Below are 21927 nucleotides of genomic sequence, written 5' to 3'. Positions count from 1 at the left end.
CAGCACCGGACAGGAAAGGCACCCCGTGCGCAGAGCATTCGCGATCCTCGCCGTCGTCGGCGCGACCCTGGGCCTGACGGCCTGCACCGGCGGTGCGGAGGAGGCGGCGCCGAGCGCGTCGCCCACTCCGCTGACCTGCGTGTCGGAGGGAGAAGCCTCGGCGGCCGTCGAGACGAGCGGCGACTTCGCGACGAAGCCCGTCACCGTCTTCCCCTCGCCGCTCAGCGTCGACGAGACCGAGCGCACGACCGCGATCGAGGGCACCGGCGACGAGGTCGAGGAGGGCGACACCGTCCTGGTCGACTACACCCTCTACAACGCGACGAGCGGAGCCGAGTTCTCGGCGAGCACCTACGCCTCCGGTGGCCGCGCCGCGTTCGCCGTCGACACCGACCAGTACCTCTCGGGCCTCGTGAAGGCCGTGAACTGCGCGACCGTCGGCTCCCGCATCGTGGCCGTGGTGCCTCCGGCGGACGCCTTCGGCGACGCGGGCAGCGCCGACTTCGGCGTCGGGGCCGACGACTCGATCGTCATGGTGATCGACGTCGAGGCGATCGTCCCGACCACCGCGACCGGGGCTCCGCAGCCGCCGGTCGACGGCCTGCCCACCGTCGAGCTCGCCGAGGACGGCACCCCGACCGTCACGATCCCCGAGACCGACCCGCCTGCCGAGCTGCAGCTGGGCGTCCTGAAGAAGGGCGACGGCCAGGTGGTCGCCGACGGCGACAGCCTGATCGTGCAGTACCAGGGCACCGTCTGGGGCACCGGCGAGGTGTTCGACCAGAGCTGGGGGACCGGCACGCCCGCCTCCTTCGGCACCGGCGACGTGATCGAGGGCTTCAAGGCGGCGCTCGTCGGGCAGACCGTCGGCTCGCAGGTGCTCGTCGTGATCCCGCCCGCCCAGGGCTACGGAGAGGCGGGCAACGCGAACGCCGGCATCTCGGGCACCGACACCCTCGTCTTCGTGATCGACATCCTCGCGGTGAGCTGACCCGGGAGCGGCTCTGCGTGCCGTGCCAGGATGGGCGGATGCGCAGGGTCATCATCCTCGGCTCGACCGGGTCCATCGGCACGCAGGCCCTCGACGTCATCGGGGCGAACCGCGACCGCTTCGAGGTGGTCGGCCTCGCCGCCGGCTCCAACCGGGAGGCGGTGGCTGAGCAGGCCCGCGCGTTCGGTGTCGAGCACACCGCGTTCGGCGCGGACGAGGCGGAGCAGCTCGTCCGGGGCGTCGACGCCGACGTCGTGCTGAACGGAATCACCGGCTCGGTCGGACTCGGTCCGACCCTCGCCGCGCTCGAGGAGGGGCGGAGCCTCGCCCTGGCCAACAAGGAGTCGCTGATCGTCGGCGGCGAGCTGGTCACCTCGCTCGCGGCCCCCGGTCAGATCGTGCCGGTCGACTCCGAGCACTCGGCGATCGCGCAGGCCCTTCTGGCGGGCGAGCACCGGGAGGTCCGCCGCCTGGTCCTCACCGCATCCGGCGGGCCGTTCCGCGGGCGCGACCGCTCCTCCCTCCGGGACGTGACCCCCGCCGAGGCGCTCGCGCACCCGACCTGGGACATGGGACTCGTCGTCACGACGAACTCGTCGACGCTCGTCAACAAGGGCCTCGAGGTCATCGAGGCGCACCTGCTCTTCGATATCCCCTACGAGCGGATCGACGTGACCGTGCATCCGCAGTCGGTCGTGCACTCGATGGTCGAGTACGTCGACGGCTCGACGCTCGCCCAGGCGTCACCGCCGGACATGCGGCTGCCGATCTCCCTCGGCCTCGACTGGCCGCACCGCGTCGCGGGCGTCGGTGTTCCGCTGGACTGGACCCGCGCGCACTCCTGGACCTTCGAGCCCCTCGACGAGGAGGCGTTCCCCTCCGTCCGCCTCGCCAAGAAGGTCGGCGTCGCCGGGGCGTCGTACCCGGCCGTCTTCAACGCGGCGAACGAGCAGGCGGTGCAGGCGTTCCACGCGGGCCGGATCGGCTACCTCGACATCCTCGCGACGGTGGAGGCCGTCGTCGACGCGCACTCCGTCGACGGGGCTCTGACGAGGGAGTCGCTCGCCGCGGCGGAGACCTGGGCGCGGCGAGCGGCCGACGCGAGGATCGCCGCCGCCTGACCCGAGTCGGGCGCGGTGCCCGACTCATCGGGATCGTGCAGGCGCACCCCAGCGTGCACGCGGCGCTCCGGCCTACAGTGATGCGGTGGAATCCGTGCTGCTCTTCGTCCTCGGCGTCGTCATCATCGCCGTGGGCGTCGCCCTCTCGATCGCTCTGCACGAGGTGGGGCACCTCGTCCCGGCCAAGCTCTTCGGGGTGAAGGTCACGCAGTACATGATCGGCTTCGGCAGGACGATCTACTCGCGCCGCCGCGGCGAGACCGAGTACGGGATCAAGGCCCTGCCGCTCGGCGGCTACATCGCGATGATCGGCATGTACCCGCCGAAGCACCCGGGCGACCGGGTCGCGGAGTCGAGCACCGGCTTCTTCAACGGGCTGAACGGCAACGAGTCCGCACCCGAACCGCGACGCGGCGCCTACTCGACGATGATCGACGAGGCGCGGGCCGCCAGCGCCGAGACCATCGGCGAGGGGGAGGAGCACCGCGCCTTCTACCGCCTCCCGGTCTGGAAGCGGGTGATCGTGATGTTCGGCGGCCCCTTCATGAACCTCCTCATCGCGACCGTCCTCTTCACCGTGCTGCTGTGCGGCATCGGAGTGGCCCAGAACACCTCGACGATCTCCACCGTCTCGCAGTGCGTCGTCCCCGCCTCCCAGTCCAGCGCGGAGACCTGCTCGCCCGACGACCCGCTGGCTCCGGGCGCTGCGGCGGGGCTCCTTCCGGGCGACCGGATCGTCTCGATCGACGGCACCGCGGTCTCCTCCTGGGACGACCTGACCCCGATCATCCGCGAGTCGGCCGGCACGCCCCTCGCCGTGGAGATCGACCGGGACGGCACGAGCCTCACCCTCTCGATCACCCCGGCCGAGAACGAGGTGGCGGTGGTGGACGACGCGGGCAGCCCCGTGCTCGACTCCTCCGGAGCCGTCGAGACGCAGACCGTCGGCTTCATCGGCATCTCGCCCGCACAGGCGCTGGTCCAGCAGCCGATCACCGCGGTCCCGGAGACGGTGGGGCAGAACATCGCGAGCGTCGCCGGCGTGATCCTCAACCTGCCGCAGCGGCTGCTCGACGTGGCGCAAGCGGCCTTCGGCCCGGAAGAGCGCGACGCGAACGGCCCGATCAGCGTCGTCGGCGTCGGCCGCATCGCCGGCGAGATCGCCGCCTCCGACCAGCTGCCCGTGGTGTCGAAAGTGCAGACCATGGTGGGCGTGCTCGCCTCGCTCAACGTGGCGCTGTTCGTCTTCAACCTCGTCCCGCTGCTCCCGATGGACGGCGGTCACATCGCCGGAGCCCTCTGGGAGGGGCTGCGCCGACGCATCGCGAAGCTCTTCGGGAAGCGCGACCCGGGCCCGGTGGACATCGCGAAGCTGCTGCCGCTGACCTACGCGGTCGTGCTGCTGCTGGGCGGGATGAGCGCCCTGCTCATCTACGCCGACATCGTGAAGCCGATACGGCTGTTCTGATTCGCACGCCGGTCCCTGCCCGGCGTGCCGCGGTCGGCTTGTCGGGGTGGTTGCGTTCTCGAGAGCGTCCTGCGTACGGCTAGAACGGATCGCTCGCACGCGATCCGTCCGTTCGCCTCGCCTGCGGCGACGGCAGGGCTCGGGCGGTCCGGCGCGGGCCGCTCTGTCCGCTGAGCGCCGCGGGAGTCGGGCGGCGGCTGGGAAGACGCGGCAAGCGGACGGAGGGTCGGGCGGCGCGCGTACGATGGGCGGGTGCCAGCAGTGAATCTGGGTCTTCCCAAGGTGCCCATGACCCTCGCCCCCCGCCGCAAGTCCCGCCAGATCAAGGTCGGGAAGGTGCTCGTGGGTGGTGACGCCCAGGTCAGTGTGCAGTCGATGTGCACGACCCCGACGACGAACATCAACGCGACGCTCCAGCAGATCGCCGAGCTCACCGCCTCCGGCTGCGACATCGTGCGGGTCGCCGTGCCGAGCCGCGACGATGCGGAGGCGCTGCCGATCATCGCGAAGAAGAGCCAGATCCCGGTGATCGCCGACATCCACTTCCAGCCCAACTACGTCTACGCGGCGATCGACGCCGGGTGCGCCGCGGTCCGCGTGAACCCGGGCAACATCCGCAAGTTCGACGACCAGGTCGGCAAGATCGCCGCCGCCGCGAAGGCCGCGGGCGTCTCGATCCGCATCGGCGTCAACGCCGGCTCGCTCGAGCCGAGCCTGCTGCAGAAGTACGGCAAGCCCACCCCGGAGGCCCTCGTCGAGAGCGCCGTCTGGGAGGCGAGCCTCTTCGAGGAGCACGACTTCCACGACTTCAAGATCTCGGTCAAGCACAACGACCCCGTCGTCATGGTGAAGGCCTACCGCCTGCTCGCCGAGCGCGGCGACTGGCCGCTGCACCTCGGCGTGACGGAGGCGGGCCCCGAGTTCCAGGGCACGATCAAGTCGGCCACGGCGTTCGGCATCCTCCTCGGCGAGGGCATCGGCGACACCATCCGCGTGTCGCTCTCCGCTCCGCCCGCGCAGGAGGTCAAGGTCGGTCTGCAGATCCTGCAGTCGCTCAACCTCCGCGAGCGCAAGCTCGAGATCGTGTCGTGCCCGAGCTGCGGTCGCGCCCAGGTCGACGTCTACACGCTCGCGAACGACGTCACGGCCGGCCTCGAGGGCATGAGCGTGCCGCTGCGCGTCGCCGTGATGGGCTGCGTCGTGAACGGGCCCGGTGAGGCCCGCGAGGCCGACCTCGGCGTCGCCTCCGGCAACGGCAAGGGCCAGATCTTCGTCAAGGGCGAGGTCATCAAGACCGTCCCCGAGGCCGAGATCGTGAAGACGCTCATCGAGGAGGCCAACCGCCTGGCCGCCGAGATGCCCGCGGACGACACCTCGACCGGCGCCCCGGTCGTCACCGTCGGCGCCAACTGAGTCGGAGCGGGGCGCGATCGTCGTGGTCCGCCCCGTCCTCCGCCTCGCGCTCACAGTCGTCGTCGCGACCCTCGCCGCGGCCGGCGTCGCCTCGCTCCGTCCGGCCGCGGCCGCTGGCATCGACGGCTGCACCGATCGCCGCACCGCCGCGGATCCGTTCGGCTGCGACCGCTGGGTGCTGACGGCCGCGTCGGGGGAGGGGCCCTACTCCGCCTGGGTGGAGGACGCGCGGGTCCGCCTGCGCACCGAGCGCGTGGACGGCTACGAGACCCTCGTGATCGGCACCGAGTGCTCGAGCGTCGTCGCTCCGTTCACGATCGACGCGGGCGTGCTGGCGCCGGAGGAGCCGCCCGTCTGGACGGACGGCTGCGGCGAGCAGCCCGGCCCCGCCGAGAACCGGCTGCTGGCCCTCCTCTCGGCCCCGGTCGAGATCGGCGGGACCTCGGAGGACGTCGTCCTGGACGGGGTCGGCGGGAGCCTGGTCTTCTCGCGGATCCCCGACTGACGGCGCCACCCGGCGCGCGGGCTCCGGATAGGATCGTCCCTCGTGGTTACCCGTCTGTCGCACCTGTTCGTCCGCACCCTCCGAGAGGATCCCTCGGACGCCGAGGTCGCGAGCCACCGCCTCCTCGTGCGCGCGGGCTACATCCGCCGCCAGGCCCCGGGCGTCTTCGCCTGGCTGCCGCTCGGCCTCCGGGTGAAGCGCCGCATCGAGCGGATCATCCACGAGGAGATGGAGGCGGCCGGCGCCCAGGAGGTGCACTTCCCCGCGCTCCTGCCGCGCGAGCCCTACGAGGCGAGCGGACGCTGGACCGAGTACGGCGACGGAGTGTTCCGCCTGAAGGACCGCAAGGACGCGGACTACATGCTGGCGCCCACCCACGAGGAGTTCTTCACCCTCCTGGTCAAGGACCTCTACTCCTCCTACAAGGACCTGCCCCTGTCGATCTACCAGATCCAGGACAAGTACCGCGACGAGGCCCGTCCCCGGGCCGGCCTCCTGCGCGGACGCGAGTTCACCATGAAGGACGCGTACTCCTTCGACCACACCGACGCGGGCCTCGATGCGAGCTACCAGCTGCAGCGCGACGCCTACGAGCGGATCTTCACCCGCCTCGGCCTCGAGTACGTGATCGTGCAGGCCGACGCGGGCGCCATGGGCGGCTCGCGGAGCGAGGAGTTCCTGCACCCGACCCCCGTGGGCGAGGACACCTTCGTCCGCTCCGCCGGCGGCTACGCCGCCAACGTCGAGGCGTACCGCACCCCCGTGCCCGAAGCCCGTCCCCTCGAGGGTCTGCCCGAGGCGCGCGTCTTCGACTCGCCCGACACCCCGACGATCCAGACGCTGGTCGACCTGGCGAACGATCGAGAGCCCCGCGCCGACGGCCGGGCCTGGACCGCGGCCGACACGCTGAAGAACGTCGTGCTCGCGCTCACCGCCCTCGACGGGAGCCGCGAGCTCGTCATCGTGGGTCTGCCGGGCGACCGCGACATCGACCTCAAGCGCGCGGAGGTCACCTTCGCGCCCGCCGAGGTCGAGGCGGCCACAGAGGCCGACTTCGCGAAGCATCCCGGTCTCATCAAGGGCTACATCGGCCCCTGGTCGCCCGAGGGCGCGGTGCTCGGCGAGGAGTCGGCCACCGGCGTGCGCTACCTGCTCGACCCCCGCGTGGTCGACGGCACGGCCTGGATCACCGGGGCGAACATCCCGGGGAAGCACGTCCTCGACCTCGTCGCCGGGCGCGACTTCACCGCCGACGGCATCGTCGAGGTCGCGGACGTCCGCGCCGGCGATCCCGCTCCGGACGGCTCCGGCCCGATCGAGACGGCGCGCGGCATGGAGATCGGCCACGTTTTCCAGCTCGGCCGCAAGTACGCCGAGGTCCTGGGCCTGAAGGTCCTGGACGAGAACGGCAAGCTCGTCACCGTGACGATGGGCTCCTACGGCATCGGCGTCACGCGGATCCTCGCCGTCATCGCCGAGAGCAACCACGACGACCGCGGCCTGATCTGGCCCGAGAACGTCGCTCCGTTCGACGTGCACGTGATCGCGACCGGCAAGGACGCGGCGGCCCTCGCCCTCGCGGAGTCGGTCGGCGCCTCGCTCGAGAGCGCCGGGCGCGACGTGCTGATCGACGACCGCCCCAAGGTGTCGCCGGGAGTGAAGTTCGGCGATGCCGAGCTGATCGGCGTGCCCGTGATCGTGATCGCCGGTCGCGGTGCGGCCGAGGGGATCGTCGAGCTCTGGGACCGCCGGACGGGGGAGCGCGAGCAGCTCCCCGTCGCCGAGGCGCTCGCACGCCTCGGAGCCTGACGGGTTCCCCTCTCCGGTCCCGGGTGCTCGACGCCGGGGTCCGCTAAGATCAATGGTCCCGACGCGCGGACCGGCTCCGGACGGAGCCGGCGCACCGCCGGCGTCGGGCGAGACTTCGACGTGGTCGCACTGTGCGACGCCAAGTGAATAGAGAGAAAGGCCCGCCGTGGACATCGACCTGAGCGTTCTGCGCCTCCTGGAGCGCGAGCGCGAGATCCCCTTCGAGGAACTCGTGCAGATCATCGAGCAGGCGATCCTCACCGCCTACCTCAAGCACATCGGGCAGGCGGACGACGCCGACAAGGCCACCGCCGTGAACGCCCGCGTGCACCTCGACCGCAAGACCGGCCACGTGTCGGTCTTCGTCCCCGAGATCGACGAGGAGGGGGCCGTGATCGGCGAGTCCGAGGACTCGCCCCGCGACTTCGGCCGCATCGCCGCCTTCGCCGCGAAGCAGGTCATCAACCAGCGCCTGCGCGACATCGGCGACGAGAAGGTCCTCGGCGAGTTCAAGGGCCGCGAGGGCGACATCGTCGCGGGCGTCATCCAGCAGGGCCCGAACCCCAAGATGATCCACGTGGACCTCGGCTCGATCGAGGCGATACTCGCTCCCGAGGAGCAGGTCCCGGGGGAGGACTACAGCCACGGGCGCCGGATCCGCGTCTACGTCACCAGCGTCAGCCGCGGCCAGAAGGGCCCCTCGGTCCAGGTCTCGCGCACGCACCCGTCGCTCGTGCGCAAGCTCTTCGCCCTCGAGGTGCCCGAGATCGCCTCCGGTGTCGTCGAGATCGTGTCGCTCGCCCGCGAGGCGGGGCACCGCACCAAGATCGCGGTCCGCGCGACCGAGCCCGGAGTGAACGCGAAGGGCGCCTGCATCGGCGAGCTCGGACAGCGCGTCCGCGCCGTCACCGCCGAGCTGAACAACGAGAAGATCGACATCGTCGACTACTCCTCCGACCTGCCCACCTTCGTCGCCAGCGCGCTGTCGCCGGCGAAGGTGACCAGCGCGTTCGTGATCGACCAGAGCCTCAAGGCCGTGCGTGCGCTCGTCCCCGACTACCAGCTCTCGCTCGCCATCGGCAAGGAGGGTCAGAACGCGCGACTCGCCGCGAAGCTGACCGGAGCGAAGATCGACATCCAGCCCGATTCGGTGATGGACGGGGAGTGATCCCCGAGCATCGGCCGTGCGGGGAAGCGCTCCCGCGGACGAGGGAGTAGAGTGAAACCCGTCAGAACGTGCGTCGGCTGCCGTCTGCGCGCCCCCCGGGCCTCTCTTCTGAGGCTCGTCCTCCACTCGAACTCCCTCGCGGTCGATCCGCGCGCGGTTCGTGCTGGGCGGGGAGCGTGGCTGCACGACACGTACGACTGCTACGAACGCGCGGTGAAGCGCCACGCGTTCCCCAGGGCGTTCAAGACGCGCGAGAGCGTGGATACGAGCGAGCTGGAGCAGTACATCACCCGCGGTTCGACCGGCCCGGTTCCTCCCCACGAGGAGCCGACACAGGGCGCGGTCGCATCGCAGAGAGAACAGGCAGAACGGCCCGTGAACTGATCATGAGCAACGACTGATGAGCGGCTCGAAATGAGATCCGTCCGTTTGTGATGGCCTGCCCCGTCTTGGGCGCAGGCCCAAGACAGGAGAGAAGTGGCAAAACCACGCGTACACGAGATCGCAGCCGAACTCGGCGTCGATAGCAAGGTCGCACTTGCGAAACTGAAAGAACTGGGCGAGTTCGTCAAGGGACCGTCCTCGAGCATCGAGCCCCCCGTGGCCCGCAAGCTCCGCCAGGCGCTCCAGGGCAGCGCGGGAACCTCCGCGCCGGCCCCGACCGCCACCAGCAGCGCCCGCCCCGGCGCGCCGCGCCCGTCCGGTGCGCGTCCGTCCGCCCCGGTCCCCGGCCCGGCCAAGCCGCCCGCTCCGGCGCCGGCTCCGCCGATGTCGGTCGCCGAGCGCCAGGCTCAGGCCCAGGCCGCACAGGAGGCTGCTGCCGCTGCCCGCGCGCAGGCCGCCGCCGACGCTCCGGCCGAGGCTCCCGCTGCTCCGGCTCCCGAGGCGAAGGCGCCCAGCGCCCCCGCCGAGAAGCCCGCTGCGAGCCCCGCCGCCGGTGGACCCAAGCCCGTCACCCCGCGTCCGGCTCCCGCCGCCAACCCCCCGCGCCCCAGTGGCTCCGGTGGTGCAGCGGGCGGTCCCGGTCGTCCCGGCGCGCCGCGTCCCGGCAACAACCCGTTCGCCAGCAACCAGGGCATGGGACAGCGTCCCGCCGCCCCGCGCCCCGGCAACAACCCCTTCGCCAGCTCGCAGGGCATGGGCTCGCGCCCGACCCCGAGCAGCATCCCCCGTCCCGCAGCCCCCCGCCCCGGCGCCCCGCGCCCCGGCGGACCCGGCATGGGCCAGCGTCCCGCGGGCTTCGGCCAGCGTCCCGGCGGTCCCGGTGGCGGAGCAGGACGTCCCGGCGGTGCCGGTCGTCCCGCAGGCGGCGGCTTCCAGCGTCCCGGCGGCGGCGCCCCCGGTGCCGGTGGCGGCTTCGCCCCGCGTCCCGGTGGCGGCGGCGGTCGCGGTCGCGGCCCCGGCGGTGGCACCGCAGGTGCCTTCGGTCGCGGCGGCGGCAAGAGCAAGGCCCGGAAGTCCAAGCGCACGAAGCGTCAGGAGTTCGAGCTCAGGGAGGCCCCGTCGCTCGGCGGCGTCAGCGTCCCCCGCGGCGACGGCAAGACGGTCATCCGTCTGCGCCGCGGCGCGTCGATCTCGGACTTCGCCGACAAGATCGAGGCCATGACCGGCGTGCCGGTGCCCCCCGGCAACCTGGTCACCGTCCTCTTCGCCCTCGGCGAGATGGCGACGGCGACCGAGTCGCTCGACGAGGCCACCTTCGAGGTGCTCGGCGGCGAGCTCGGCTTCAAGATCCAGGTCGTCTCGCCCGAGGACGAGGACAAGGAGCTCCTCGAGGGCTTCGGTCTCGACCTCGAGCAGGAGCTCGACGACGAGACGGACGAGGACCTCGAGATCCGTCCCCCCGTCGTCACCGTCATGGGTCACGTCGACCACGGAAAGACGCGCCTGCTCGACGCGATCCGCAACGCCAACGTCGTCGCCGGCGAGGCGGGCGGCATCACGCAGCACATCGGTGCGTACCAGGTGGTCGCGGAGCACGAGGGCATCGAGCGCCCGATCACCTTCATCGACACCCCGGGTCACGAGGCGTTCACCGCCATGCGAGCCCGCGGTGCCCAGGTCACGGACATCGCGATCCTCGTGGTCGCGGCGGACGACGGCATAATGCCGCAGACCATCGAGGCGCTGAACCACGCCCAGGCGGCCAACGTGCCGATCGTGGTCGCGGTCAACAAGGTGGACAAGCCCGACGCCAACCCGGCCAAGGTGCGCCAGCAGCTCACCGAGTTCGGACTGGTCGCGGAGGAGTACGGCGGAGACGTCATGTTCGTCGACGTGTCGGCCCGCGCCGGCACCGGCATCCAGGACCTCCTGGACGCCGTGCTGCTCACCGCGGACGCCGGTCTCGACCTGCGCGCCAACCCCAACAAGGAGGCACGCGGCGTCGCCATCGAGGCGAAGCTCGACAAGGGACGCGGCGCGGTCGCGACCGTGCTCATCCAGTCGGGAACGCTGCGCGTCGGAGACGCGATCGTCGCCGGAACGGCCTACGGCCGCGTCCGTGCGATGGCGGACGAGAACGGCAACGCCGTCCTCGAGGCCGTGCCGTCGCGTCCGGTGCAGGTGCAGGGACTCTCGTCCGTGCCCCGCGCCGGCGACACCTTCCTCGTCACCGAGGAGGACCGCACCGCCCGTCAGATCGCCGAGAAGCGCGAAGCCGCTCAGCGCAACGCCCTGCTGGCCAAGGCCCGCAAGCGCATCTCGCTCGAGGACTTCACCCGTGCTCTCGAAGAGGGCAAGGTCGAGTCGCTCAACCTCATCATCAAGGGCGACGTGTCCGGTGCCGTCGAGGCGCTGGAGGAGTCGCTCGTCAAGATCGAGGTCGACGACTCGGTGCAGCTGCGCATCATCCACCGCGGTGTCGGTGCGATCACGGAGTCGGACGTCAACCTCGCGACGATCGACAACGCGATCATCGTGGGCTTCAACGTCCGCCCCGACCCGAAGGCCCGCGAGCGCGCTGCTCGAGAAGGAGTGGACATCCGCTTCTACTCGGTCATCTACAACGCGATTGAAGAGGTCGAGAACTCGCTCAAGGGCATGCTCAAGCCCGAGTTCGAAGAGGTCCAGTCGGGTGTCGCCGAGATCCGCGAGGTATTCCGCTCCTCGAAGTTCGGCAACATCGCGGGCGTCATCGTCCGCTCCGGCACGATCACCCGCAACTCCAAGGCGCGCGTCATCCGTGACGGCGTCGTGGTGGGCGACAACCTCGCCATCGAGTCGCTGCGTCGTTTCAAGGACGACGTCACGGAGGTCCGTACGGACTTCGAGGCCGGTATCGGTCTCGGCAAGTACAACGACATCCAGATCGGCGACGAGATCGAGACGATCGAGATGAAGGAGAAGCCGCGAGGCTGATCCGACGCTCACGAGGAGGCCCGGGGTTCGCCCCGGGCCTCCTCCGTCGTTGGAGGGGGTCCTTCCGGTCGGCCTCGGGGCCGGTCGGGACGGCGGCGTCCTCTTCGCGCGCCCTTCCCGCGCCCTGCGGGCGCCCGCCAGACCCGAGCCGGGCACGCGAAGAGGACGCCGCCGCCCCTCCACTCCGGTGGGCGGCGCTCCACTCCTCGTGAGTCGACGTGCACCGGGCGAGATCCCTCGGACCAGCAGCGCATCTCTTCCGAACGGAGGAGCGGGCGGAACGCCTCGCGACGCCTCCTGGCTCGGGTCTGGCGGGCGCACCGCAGGTGCGCGGGAAGGAGGCGTCGCGAGGCGTTCCGTCTGCGACGTCCCCTCAGAAGCCCGACCGGCAGTCAAGGCGGGGAGCCGTCTCGCGGCGCGGGAGAATAATCAGAGGACGGGCCCGACGGCCCGTCGAGAGAGAGAAGAGGACCGGCTATGGCAGATCCGGCACGGGCGAGGAAGCTCGCCGACAGGATCAAGGTGATCGTCGCCAAGCGGCTCGAGCGCGGCATCCGCGACCCGCGGCTCGGCTTCGTCACCATCACGGACGTCCAGGTGACCGGCGACCTGCAGCACGCCTCGGTGTTCTACACCGTGTACGGCACGGACGAGGAGCGCACGGACTCGGCGGCGGCACTGAAGGCGGCCACGGGCATGCTGCGGACCGAGGTGGGCAAGAACATCACGTCGCGCCTGACCCCGTCGCTCGAGTTCATCCTCGACGCGGTCCCCGAGAACGCGAAGCACATCGAGGACCTGCTCGCCGCGGCGCGCAACCAGGACTCGCAGGTGCAGACGCTGGCGGCCGGCGCGAGCTACGCCGGCGACGAGGATCCCTACGTCAAGCCGCGCGAGGACGACGACGAGGACTGATCCACCGTACGGAGCACCGCGGAGCCCGTGGCGACGTCGACCGATTCCAGGACGACGTCGACACGGGCTCCCGGCGTGAGCGGGGACTGCACGTCGACCGTGATCTCGGGGTCGAGGAGCTGGACCGAGGAGCGCGTCCGCGCGGTCGTGACGACGACGCCCGAGAACGTCGTGCCCTCGCGGCCGCGGAGGATCGCGGCCTCGACGACGGCGGTGGCGGCTCGGGACGCGGCTCCGGAGCGGCGGTCGCCGGCCGCCATGAGCGCGGGGATCGCGGGCAGCGCGTCGCGGAGGCGGCTGGGCAGCTCCTCCTGGCGGCTGATCGCGAGGCAGACGGCCAGGCCGAAGCGGTCGACGAGGCGGCGCAGCGGCGCGGTGACGTGGGCGTACGGAGCGGCGAGCGCGGCCTGCTCCGGATGCTCCGGCCGTGTGCCGTCGAAGGCGGTGTAGCCGGCGCCGCGGAAGAGCGAGGCGGCCGCGTGCATCACGGCGAGCTGTGCCGGGTCGGTCGTGTCGAGGCGGCGGAGGTACGCGCCGTACGGCTCGTCGGCGGGCCACGGCGCGCCGAGCACCTCGGTGCGCGCTCGGAACGCGGCGACGGTCTCGTCGTCGGCGGGCGGCATGGTGCGCAGGATCCCGACGCCGGCGTCGAGCATCATCGAGGCCGCGGCCATCCCGGTCAGGAGCGACACCTGCGCGTTCCAGTCCTCGGACTCGAGCGGGGCGCGGCGCTCGACGCGGTAGGTGCCGTCCGCGGCGACGATCTCCTCCTCGGGCAGGGTGAGGCTCGCTCCGCCCCGCTCGGCCTCGCGGGCGCGGCGCTCCCGACCGAACCAGGGCAGCAGCGCGATCGAGGGGTGCAGGGTGCCGGAGTCGGCGTCGTGCTGCACGCCCTCGTAGTCGAGCCGGGCGACGCTGCTCACGAGAGCGCGCTCGAGGCGCACGGAGCGGGGCTCCGCGTCCGGGCCAAGTTTGATCGTCCAGACGAGGGCGCGGCGCCGCTCGTCGGGCAGGAGTGAGGCCGTGCCCTCGGAGAGGACCGCCGGGTGCAGCGGGACGCGGCCGTCGGGCAGGTAGTAGGTCTGGCTGCGGCGGCGGGTCTCGGTGTCGAGCGCGCCTCCGGGGAGGATCACCGCGGGGACGTCGGCGATCGCGTAGCGGAGTACGGCGGCGGACGGGGAGCCCTCGAGGTGCACCGCCTGGTCGAGATCGAGGGAGCCGGGCGGATCGATCGTGACGAACGGCACGTGCGTCAGGTCGATCCGGCCCGCATCGTCGGCGTTCGCGTCGGCGGCCTCCGCCTCAGCCTGGGCGTCGGCGGGGAAGCCGCCCGGCAGATCGTTCTCGGCTCGGACCGCGGCCAGCGCGGCGTCGAGCTCGGAGTCGGGGCGGGGGAGGCGGAGACGACGTCGGGTCACGGCGCCACGCTACCGGCCTCCTCCGACCCGCCGGAGGCGATCAGGAGTGCGGGAGGAGGTAGCCCTCGTCCGGGGTCCCCGTGGCGAGGCCGTCGGCCAGCAGGCCGGACAGCGCTCGCTCCAGCTGCTCGGCGTCGGGCCACAGCAGGCTGACCTCGGCCGCGGTCACCGGCCGGTGGGCCGCCCGGAGCTCCGCGAGCACCAGGCCGCGCACCTGCCGGTCGGAGCCCTCGAACCTCTTCTGCCGCGCCTTGACCGGTCCGTGGTAGGCCGGGTAGCCCTCGGCGCGCCAGCGGCAGGAGTCGCGGATCGGGCAGACGTCGCAGCGCGGGGAGCGTGCCGTGCAGACGATCGCGCCGAGCTCCATCATCCCGGCGTTGAAGACCGCGGACTCCTCGACGTCGTCGGGGAGGAGGGCGTCCATCGCCGCGAGATCGGGCTTCGTGCGCGGCGGCCCCGGCTCGGCGACGCCGGCGACCACCCGGGCGATCACCCGGCGCACGTTCGTGTCGACGACCGGAGCCCGGCGTCCGTAGGCGAAGACCGCGATGGCGCGCGCCGTGTACTCGCCCACTCCGGGGAGGGCGAGGAGGGTGTCGACGTCGTCGGGCACGACGTTGCCGTGCTCGTCGGCGATCGCGACGGCGCAGGCGTGCAGGCGAAGGGCGCGGCGCGGGTACCCCAGGGACTGCCAGGCGCGGACCGCCTCGCCGGAGGGCACGGCGGCGAGATCGGCGGGCGTGGGCCAGCGGCGCAGCCACTCCTCGAGTCGCGGGACGACGCGGACGACCGGGGTCTGCTGGAGCATGAACTCGCTGACGAGGGTGCCCCACGCGGGGAAGCCCTCGCGGCGCCACGGCAGGTCGCGGGCGTCGGAGCGGAACCAGTCGACGATCGCGGGAGCGAAGGCGGCGGGCATCCCTCCAGCGTACGTGCTGCCGCGTATCGTGGACGGATGACGAAGTGGGCTCCGCAGAAGGCCGATGTGCTCGACGCGCTCGCGGCGGAGGTGCTGCACAACTACTCGCGCGGCAGGGTCGCGGTGGCGATCGACGGCGACGACCCGGCAGTGTCGTCGGCGTTCGCGGAGGACCTGGCCGCGGCGATCCGCCGGGCCGGCCACGGGGTCTTCGTCGCTCACCTGACCGACTTCCAGCGGCCCCGCGCGGAGCGCGACGACGTGTCGATCGCCGCGGAGGAGCGCGCCTACCGCCTGCGCTACGACTACGAGCTGCTGCGGCGCGTGCTGCTCGACCCGTTCAAGCTCGGCGGGAGCACGGGCTTCGTCCTGGCGGCCTTCGACGCCGTGCGGGAGGAGCAGCGGCAGCCGCGCTGGCGGACCGCCGGCCGCGACGCCGTGCTGCTGGTCGACGGCGAGTTCGCGCTCCGCCCGGAGCTGCGCGGCACGTGGAACCTCAGCATCCGGCTCGACACCCAGGAGCCGCCGGTCGACGCGGCCTACAGAGCGACCACCGATCCGCGCCGGCTCGCCCCGGTGCTGATCGACATCCGCGACCCGGAGCATCCGCGTCGCGTCTTCGCCGACTCCTGCTGACCGGATCCGCGCTCAGAGGGCGGCGGCGCGACGGACGACCTCGTCCGCACCGAGGAACGCACCGGATCGCTCGACCTCGTGCACGAGGTCGACGAGCAGCTGGTTGACCGGTGCCTCGCGGCCGAGTCGGTGGGCCGTTCGCACGACCGCTCCCGCGAGGTGGTCGATCTCGGTCCGCACGCCGCGCCGGACGCTCTGCAGCGTCGATCCGGGGTTCGGCACCTCGCCCATACCCTTGGCCATCCGCCGGGGCAGCAGCTCGACGACCGGCAGCGGTGCCGCGGCCAGCGCTCGGACCGCCGGGTCGGTCAACCCCTGCAGGGCACCGAAGCGGACGCCGGCGGCGAGGCCTGTTCGGGCCGCCTCCTTCATCGCCCGGGCGAGCAGACGGCGCAGGCGCGGATCCGCGATGGTCGCCTGCACGGACAGCCCGGTGATCGCGGGCAGCGCGTTGACCTCGTTGATCAGGAGCTTGGTCCACTGCGCACCGAGGAAGTCGTCGGTGACCGCGACGGGCACCGCCTCACCCAGGACGGCGGCGGCCCGGCGGACCTCGTCGTCGACGGGGCGGCCGGGAACGCCGAGCGTGGTGGTCGCCGACGCCGTGACCGTGACGCGGCCGGGCTCGAGGTGGCTGGCCGCGAAGAGGGCGAGCGCTCCCACGAGCGAGGCGTCGCGGACCTGGCGGGACGCGGCCTGCAGTCCGTCGAGCCCGTTCTGGACGACCACGATCAGGGTGCCGTCGACCGTGCGGCGGTTCGCGCGGAGGGCGTCCTCGGCGTCCTGCGCCTTGGTGCAGAGGAAGGCGACGTCGGGGACCAGGTCGAGGGTCTCGCCCGTCCTGACCCAGGCGGTGTGCTCGCCCCACGCGCCGTCGAGGCGGATGCCCGAGCGGCGGATCGCGGTGAGGTTCGCGCCGCGCGCGGTCGCCTCGACATCGTGCCCGGCACGGTCCAGGAGGGCGGCGATCGTTCCGCCGACGGCGCCCGTCCCGAGTACTGCGATCCTCATCCGACCAGCCTAGGACGGAGCCGACGGGCGGCCGGCCTGCGCGGGGAGCTCCCGATCGGCGCGTGTATCCTCGCACCCGTGTTCGCGACCCCCACTCCTCCGGTGACGGCCCCGAACGGGATCCTCCTGCTGGACAAGCCCGGCGGCATCACCAGCCACGATCTCGTGTCGCGGACCCGGCGCCGCGCCGGGACGCGCAAGGTCGGGCACGCCGGCACGCTCGATCCCATGGCGACCGGGCTGATGATCCTGGGGCTCGGCCCGTCGACCCGACTGCTCACCTACCTCGTCGGACTCGACAAGCAGTACGAGGCGACCATCCGCCTCGGCGCTTCGACCAGCACCGACGACCGCGAGGGCGAGGTCCTCGAGACGGCCGCCGCCGCCGCGGTCGCCGCGATCCTCCCGGAGCAGGTCGACGCCGCGGTCTCGGACCTCACCGGAGCGATCGAGCAGGTGCCGAGCTCGGTGAGCGCGATCAAGATCGACGGGCGCCGCGCCTACGCCCGCGCCCGCGACGGCGAGGAGGTGGTGATCCCCGCGCGACCGGTGACGGTGAGCGCGTTCGACGTGCTCGCGCGCCGCGAGGTCGACGGCTTCCTCGACCTGGACGTGAGCGTCTCGTGCTCGTCCGGCACCTACATCCGTGCCCTCGCCCGCGACCTCGGAGCGGCCCTCGGCGTCGGCGGGCACCTCACCGCGCTCCGCCGCAGCGCCGTCGGCCCGTTCTCCGTCGCGCAGGCGGGCGTCATCGACGAGCTCGACGTCGCCTCGGCACTCCTGTCGCCGACCGCCGTGGCCGGCGAGCTGTTCCCCCTCCTCCGCCTGGACGCGCAGGCGTCGGCGGACCTCGCGAACGGCAAGCGGATCCCTGCTCCGGAGTCGCTGCGGGAGTCCTCGGGGCTCCTCGCCGCGGTCGGCCCGGGGGAGCGGCTGATCGGCCTCGCCGAGCGGCGCGGTGCGGTGCTCAAGAGCGTCGTCAACTTCCCGACCGAGGACGTGCGGGCGGTCGCGCCGTGATCGAGTGGTTCACGATCGTCCAGGTCGCGGTCGCCGTCGCGGCCGGGCTCCTCTGCCTCATCCTCGGCCTCTTCGGCCGCCGGCCCTCGGACGTGTCCGTCGGCGCGACCGCGATCGTCGAGCTGCTGCTCATCGTGCAGCTCGCGGTGGCCATCGTGTCGCCGCTCGTCGGCAACGACCCCTCCGGCAGCCTGCCGGAGTACTACATCTACCTGATCTCGGCGCTGCTGCTGCCGCTCGCGGCCGGGTTCTGGGCGCTGATCGAGCGCACCCGGTGGAGCACCGTGATCCTCGGAGTCGTCTGCCTCTCGATCGCGGTCATGGTGTACCGGATGCACCAGATCTGGTTCGTCCAGGTCGCCTGATCACGCCGGGCCGGCTCCCGGCTCCGAGCGCCTACCATTGACCCTGCGATGTCCACACACTCCAGCGAGGCCGAGGATCGGGGCGCCTCCACCCCGACTCAGCCGTCCCGACCCGTCCGCTCCGCACGCTCGAGGGGGGTCGGCAGCCTCCTCGTGGTCGTCTACTGGATACTGGCGCTCGCCGCGACCGGCCGCTCGGTGTTCCAGATCATCGACCGCTTCGACGAGGCGCCGCTCGCCTTCTCGCTCTCGGCCCTCTCGGCCGTCGTCTACATCCTCGCCACCGTCGCGCTCGTCGCCCGCGGTGCCTTCTGGCAGCGGGTCGCCTTCGTCACCATCACGTTCGAGCTGGTGGGCGTGCTCGTCGTCGGGGCGATCAGCGTGCTGGCCCCCGAGCTGCTCGGCCTGACGAGCGTCGATCCCTTCGGCCGCCAGTCGACGGTCTGGTCGGCGTTCGGCGCCGGCTACCTGCTCATCCCGCTCGTCCTGCCCGTGCTCGGGCTCTGGTGGCTGCGCGTGCAGGGCCGGCGGGCGGCGCGGTGATGCGGATCGAGACGCGACCGGAGGATCTCGCCGGCATCGGTCCCTCCGCGGTGACGATCGGCAAGTTCGACGGCGTCCACTCCGGCCACCGCGCGGTCATCGGCACGCTGCACGAGCGGGCGCGCGAGCGCGGACTCGCCGCCGTCGTCGTGACCTTCGACCGCAATCCGCTCAGCGTCATCGCCCCCGAGAAGTGCCCGCCCGCGCTCGTGGGCAACGAGCAGAAGCTCGAGCTCCTCGCCGGCACCGGAGTGGACGCGACGCTGCTGCTGACGTTCGACGAGGAGTTCCGCTCGTGGACGCCACGCGAGTTCGTGCAGCGGATCCTGGTGGACGCGCTGGAGGCGCGCGTCGTCCTGGTCGGCTCCGACTTCCGCTTCGGGGCGCGCGGCGCCGGCGACATCGACCTCCTCCGGACGCTCGGCGCCGAGCACGGCTTCGAGGTCGAGCTGATCGACGACGTCCGCCCGGAGCACGGACGGAGGGTCTCGTCCACCTGGATCCGGGAGCTCCTGGCGGACGGCGACGTGGAGCACGCGACGCGCCTGCTCGGGCACGAGCCGGTCGTCCGCGGCGTGGTCGTCCACGGGGCGAAGCGGGGGCGCGAGCTGGGCTTCCCGACCGCGAACCTGTCCCCGGAGTCGCAGGGCCTGATCCCGGCCGACGGCGTGTACGCCGGTCGGCTCACTGTCGAGGGGCGCACCTACCCCGCGGCGATCTCGGTGGGGAGCAACCCGACCTTCGTCGGAGTGCCGCCCAAGCAGGTCGAGGCGTTCGTGCTCGATCAGACGCTGGATCTCTACGACCGCGTCGTCGACGTGGCCTTCGTCTCGAGGATCCGCGGCATGGTCGCCTACGAGGGCGTCGAGCCGCTCATCCGCCAGATGAACGACGACGTGAGCCGGGTCCGCGTCGTCCTCGGCGAGTCCTAGCCGCGCCGACACGGTCCAGCAGCCCTGCACGTCCTAGCAGCGCAGGACGGACGGCACCAGCGGGGGAGCCTGCCAGGGCATCGGCGTACCGTGGCCGACATGAGCGAATCCTCCTCCGATCCGTCGCGCCCTCTGGCGCTCGTCACCGGTGCGACCGGCTACATCGGCGGCCGGCTCACCCCGCGACTGCTCGAGGCCGGCTTCCGCGTCCGCGTGCTGGTCCGCGATCCGCGCAAGCTCGCCGAGGTGCCCTGGGCCGAGCAGGTCGAGGTGGCGCAGGGCGACCTGGGCGATCCGGAGTCGCTGACCACCGCGTTCGAGGGCGTCTCGGTCCTCTACTACCTGGTGCACTCGATGGGCTCAGGGGCCGACCACGCGAAGTTCGAGGAGGTCGAGAGCCGGGCGGCGACGAACGTCGCCGAGGCGGCGCTCGCGGCCGGCGTCGAGCGGATCGTCTACCTCGGCGGACTGCACCCCGACGGCGAGAAGCTCTCGAAGCACCTGCGCTCCCGCGCCGAGGTCGGCCGGATCCTGATGGAGTCGGGCGTTCCGACGATCGCCCTGCAGGCCGGGGTGATCATCGGCTCCGGCTCCACCTCGTTCGAGATGGTCCGGCACCTCACCGACGTGCTGCCCTACATGCCCGCTCCGCAGTGGGTGCGCAACTTCATCCAGCCGATCGCGGTGCGCGACGTGCTGCACTACCTGATCGGCGCCGCCTCGCTCGAGGACCGCACGCTCAACCGCACGTTCGACATCGGCGGCCCCGACGTGCTGCGCTACGGCCAGATGATGAACGGCTACGCAGTCGAGGCCGGTCTGCCGCAGCGTCCCATCGCCTCCCTCCCGGTCTTCACACCCTGGCTCGCCTCGCAGTGGGTCAACCTCGTCACGCCGATCCCGCGCTCGCTCGCGGTGCCGATCATCGCCTCGCTGCAGTACGACTGCGTAGTGCGAGAGCAGGACATCCGCTCGCTCATCCCCGACCCCGAGGGCGGCCTCACGCCGTACCGCCGCTCGGTGCGGTTGGCGCTGGGCAAGATGCAGGCCGGCGAGATCGAGACGAGCTGGCAGAACGCCGAGGTCTCGGGCGCCCCGAGCGACCCGCTGCCGAGCGACCCGGAGTGGGCGGGCCACACCGTCTACGTCGACCTCAAGGTCCGCCGCACCGAGGCCGACGCGGCGAAGCTGTGGCGGGTCATCGAGGGGATCGGCGGCACGAACGGCTGGTACTCGTTCCCGCTCGCGTGGGCGATCCGGGGCTGGATGGACAAGCTGGTCGGGGGAGTGGGCCTGCAGCGCGGGCGCCGCGACTCCGAGCGACTGCACGCCGGCGACGCGCTCGACTTCTGGCGCGTCGAGGCGATCGAGCGGCCGACGCTGCTGCGCCTGCGCGCCGAGATGAAGGTGCCGGGCGGAGCGTGGCTCGAGATGCACGCGGAGCCGGACGAGGGCGGCGGATCCGTCTACACGCAGCGCGCCGTCTTCTTCCCGCAGGGGCTCGCCGGACGCCTCTACTGGTTCGCGGTCCTGCCCTTCCACGGCATCGTCTTCAACGGCATGGCGAACCGGATCACGGCCACCGCGCTCGACCTGCCGGACGCGGGCGACGAGCGCTCCTCTGGCGGGCGCGGAGCGCAGCGGTGACAATGGAACGGCCGGAGAGCAGCGACACCGCTCCCGGCATCGATGAGAGGAGCACGATGAGCGATCTGTCGGACACGGACGCGGGGCGCGATCTCCAGCTGGGCACGGTCCTCTTCGTCGGGGACAGCATCATCCAGGCGGGCGCCTGGGACGAGTGGCTGACGGCGTCGACGGTCGTCGACGAGGGCCACGGAGGAGCGACCACGGCCGACGTCGTGGCGCGCCTTCCCGAGCTCGTCGAGCAGGCCCCCGACACGGTGGTGCTGCTGGTCGGCACCAACGATCTCGCCTGGCACCGCACGACCGAGCACATCGTGCGCAACATCGAGACGATCGTCGCGACGCTGCGCCGCGACCTCCCGGACGTGCGGCTCCTGGTCAACTCGGTCCTGCCGCGCGGGCACGAGTTCGCGCCGCAGATCCGCGACGTGAACCGCCACCTGTGGCAGTTCGCACCGACGGCGCACGCGGCGTACCTCGACCTGTGGCCCGTCTTCGCCACGGAGGACGGCGCGATGGACGACCGCTACAGCCCGGATCGGCTGCACCTCAACGAGGACGGCTACCGCGCCTGGCGCGAGGCGCTGGGCCCCGCTCTGGACGCCCTGCTGCGGATGCCTCCGCGGACGCGCCCGATCACGCTGCCGTTCGACGAGTTCGCGCGGCCCAAGACGGCGTAGCAGCAG

General features: G+C 72.1%; 20 protein-coding genes. 17 read left to right on the top strand and 3 right to left on the bottom strand.

Going from position 1 to position 21927, the window contains the following annotated elements; translation table 11 throughout:
• Positions 1-25 precede the first annotated feature (25 nt).
• From LRG51_RS04310 to rbfA, 10 genes are all read left to right on the top strand, one after another.
• On the top strand, positions 26-991 hold the full coding sequence (locus LRG51_RS04310; protein WP_230671347.1) for an FKBP-type peptidyl-prolyl cis-trans isomerase: 966 nt from the start codon (positions 26-28) through the stop codon (positions 989-991).
• A gap of 38 nt (positions 992-1029) precedes the next feature.
• Positions 1030-2112 (top strand): 1-deoxy-D-xylulose-5-phosphate reductoisomerase, encoded by a 1083-nt coding sequence (locus LRG51_RS04305; RefSeq protein ID WP_230671345.1) that lies wholly within the window; start codon positions 1030-1032, stop codon positions 2110-2112.
• Positions 2113-2197: 85 nt separating this feature from the next.
• Complete coding sequence (locus LRG51_RS04300) at positions 2198-3580, top strand: M50 family metallopeptidase (protein WP_230671343.1); 1383 nt, start codon at positions 2198-2200, stop codon at positions 3578-3580.
• Between the two features lie 252 nt (positions 3581-3832).
• Positions 3833-4993: a flavodoxin-dependent (E)-4-hydroxy-3-methylbut-2-enyl-diphosphate synthase gene (gene ispG / locus LRG51_RS04295; protein WP_082481773.1), complete on the top strand. Its 1161-nt coding sequence runs from the start codon at positions 3833-3835 to the stop codon at positions 4991-4993.
• Between the two features lie 22 nt (positions 4994-5015).
• The gene (locus LRG51_RS04290) at positions 5016-5498 is read left to right on the top strand and encodes a hypothetical protein (RefSeq protein ID WP_107574959.1); all 483 of its coding nucleotides are present in this window, start codon (positions 5016-5018) and stop codon (positions 5496-5498) included.
• 42 nt (positions 5499-5540) lie between these two features.
• Positions 5541-7307 carry a proline--tRNA ligase gene (locus LRG51_RS04285; RefSeq protein WP_230671341.1) on the top strand — a complete coding sequence of 589 codons (1767 nt, stop codon included), beginning with the start codon at positions 5541-5543 and terminating at the stop codon, positions 7305-7307.
• Between the two features lie 166 nt (positions 7308-7473).
• Entirely contained in the window at positions 7474-8475 is a 1002-nt protein-coding gene (nusA, locus tag LRG51_RS04280) for a transcription termination factor NusA (protein WP_230671339.1), read from the top strand.
• Positions 8476-8526: 51 nt separating this feature from the next.
• Positions 8527-8859, top strand: coding sequence for a YlxR family protein (locus tag LRG51_RS04275; protein ID WP_230671337.1), 333 nt, complete (start codon positions 8527-8529; stop codon positions 8857-8859).
• A gap of 93 nt (positions 8860-8952) precedes the next feature.
• On the top strand, positions 8953-11835 hold the full coding sequence (gene infB / locus LRG51_RS04270; protein WP_230671336.1) for a translation initiation factor IF-2: 2883 nt from the start codon (positions 8953-8955) through the stop codon (positions 11833-11835).
• 477 nt (positions 11836-12312) lie between these two features.
• On the top strand, positions 12313-12750 hold the full coding sequence (gene rbfA / locus LRG51_RS04265; RefSeq protein ID WP_055794638.1) for a 30S ribosome-binding factor RbfA: 438 nt from the start codon (positions 12313-12315) through the stop codon (positions 12748-12750).
• Here the strand turns inward: rbfA and LRG51_RS04260 are convergent.
• On the bottom strand, positions 12714-14168 hold the full coding sequence (locus tag LRG51_RS04260) for an RNB domain-containing ribonuclease (RefSeq protein WP_230671334.1): 1455 nt from the start codon (positions 14166-14168) through the stop codon (positions 12714-12716). The two genes, rbfA and LRG51_RS04260, sit on opposite strands and share 37 nt — an antisense overlap.
• Positions 14169-14208: 40 nt before the next feature.
• Positions 14209-15087: an A/G-specific adenine glycosylase gene (locus LRG51_RS04255; protein WP_055794636.1), complete on the bottom strand. Its 879-nt coding sequence runs from the start codon at positions 15085-15087 to the stop codon at positions 14209-14211.
• A 36-nt stretch (positions 15088-15123) separates the two neighbouring features.
• Here LRG51_RS04255 and LRG51_RS04250 point away from each other — a divergent pair, with 36 nt between their 5' ends.
• On the top strand, positions 15124-15723 hold the full coding sequence (locus LRG51_RS04250) for a hypothetical protein (protein ID WP_055794634.1): 600 nt from the start codon (positions 15124-15126) through the stop codon (positions 15721-15723).
• A gap of 12 nt (positions 15724-15735) precedes the next feature.
• On the opposite strand, the gene LRG51_RS04245 is transcribed toward LRG51_RS04250, so the two are convergent.
• The gene (locus LRG51_RS04245; RefSeq protein ID WP_230671332.1) at positions 15736-16734 is read right to left on the bottom strand and encodes a ketopantoate reductase family protein; all 999 of its coding nucleotides are present in this window, start codon (positions 16732-16734) and stop codon (positions 15736-15738) included.
• A 78-nt stretch (positions 16735-16812) separates the two neighbouring features.
• On the opposite strand from LRG51_RS04245, the gene truB reads away from it, so the two are divergent.
• From truB to LRG51_RS04215, 6 genes are all read left to right on the top strand, one after another.
• Positions 16813-17754 carry a tRNA pseudouridine(55) synthase TruB gene (gene truB / locus LRG51_RS04240; protein ID WP_230671330.1) on the top strand — a complete coding sequence of 314 codons (942 nt, stop codon included), beginning with the start codon at positions 16813-16815 and terminating at the stop codon, positions 17752-17754.
• Entirely contained in the window at positions 17751-18119 is a 369-nt protein-coding gene (locus tag LRG51_RS04235; RefSeq protein WP_055794628.1) for a hypothetical protein, read from the top strand. Before truB ends, LRG51_RS04235 begins: the two co-directional genes overlap by 4 nt.
• Before the next feature lie 48 nt (positions 18120-18167).
• Positions 18168-18662 carry a hypothetical protein gene (locus LRG51_RS04230; protein WP_230671328.1) on the top strand — a complete coding sequence of 165 codons (495 nt, stop codon included), beginning with the start codon at positions 18168-18170 and terminating at the stop codon, positions 18660-18662.
• A complete protein-coding gene (locus LRG51_RS04225) occupies positions 18662-19594 on the top strand; it encodes a bifunctional riboflavin kinase/FAD synthetase (RefSeq protein WP_230671326.1) in 933 nt (310 codons plus the stop codon). Before LRG51_RS04230 ends, LRG51_RS04225 begins: the two co-directional genes overlap by 1 nt.
• Positions 19595-19693: 99 nt before the next feature.
• Positions 19694-21241, top strand: coding sequence for an SDR family oxidoreductase (locus LRG51_RS04220; protein ID WP_055794729.1), 1548 nt, complete (start codon positions 19694-19696; stop codon positions 21239-21241).
• 56 nt (positions 21242-21297) lie between these two features.
• The gene (locus LRG51_RS04215) at positions 21298-21921 is read left to right on the top strand and encodes a GDSL-type esterase/lipase family protein (RefSeq protein ID WP_107575847.1); all 624 of its coding nucleotides are present in this window, start codon (positions 21298-21300) and stop codon (positions 21919-21921) included.
• Positions 21922-21927 lie beyond the last annotated feature (6 nt).

Source organism: Rathayibacter sp. Leaf248 (assembly GCF_920939495.1).
GTDB lineage: Bacteria > Actinomycetota > Actinomycetes > Actinomycetales > Microbacteriaceae > Rathayibacter > Rathayibacter caricis.
This window is presented reverse-complemented; position numbering and strand designations above follow the sequence as displayed.

Coding starts and splice junctions, on each gene's coding strand:
- LRG51_RS04220 (WP_055794729.1), top strand. CDS start 19,694: ATGAGCGAATCCTCCTCCGATCCGTCGCGCCCTCTGGCGCTCGTCACC.
- LRG51_RS04245 (WP_230671332.1), bottom strand. CDS start 16,734: ATGAGGATCGCAGTACTCGGGACGGGCGCCGTCGGCGGAACGATCGCC.
- LRG51_RS04225 (WP_230671326.1), top strand. CDS start 18,662: ATGCGGATCGAGACGCGACCGGAGGATCTCGCCGGCATCGGTCCCTCC.
- LRG51_RS04305 (WP_230671345.1), top strand. CDS start 1,030: ATGCGCAGGGTCATCATCCTCGGCTCGACCGGGTCCATCGGCACGCAG.
- LRG51_RS04250 (WP_055794634.1), top strand. CDS start 15,124: ATGACGAAGTGGGCTCCGCAGAAGGCCGATGTGCTCGACGCGCTCGCG.
- LRG51_RS04230 (WP_230671328.1), top strand. CDS start 18,168: ATGTCCACACACTCCAGCGAGGCCGAGGATCGGGGCGCCTCCACCCCG.
- rbfA (WP_055794638.1), top strand. CDS start 12,313: ATGGCAGATCCGGCACGGGCGAGGAAGCTCGCCGACAGGATCAAGGTG.
- LRG51_RS04255 (WP_055794636.1), bottom strand. CDS start 15,087: ATGCCCGCCGCCTTCGCTCCCGCGATCGTCGACTGGTTCCGCTCCGAC.
- LRG51_RS04215 (WP_107575847.1), top strand. CDS start 21,298: ATGAGCGATCTGTCGGACACGGACGCGGGGCGCGATCTCCAGCTGGGC.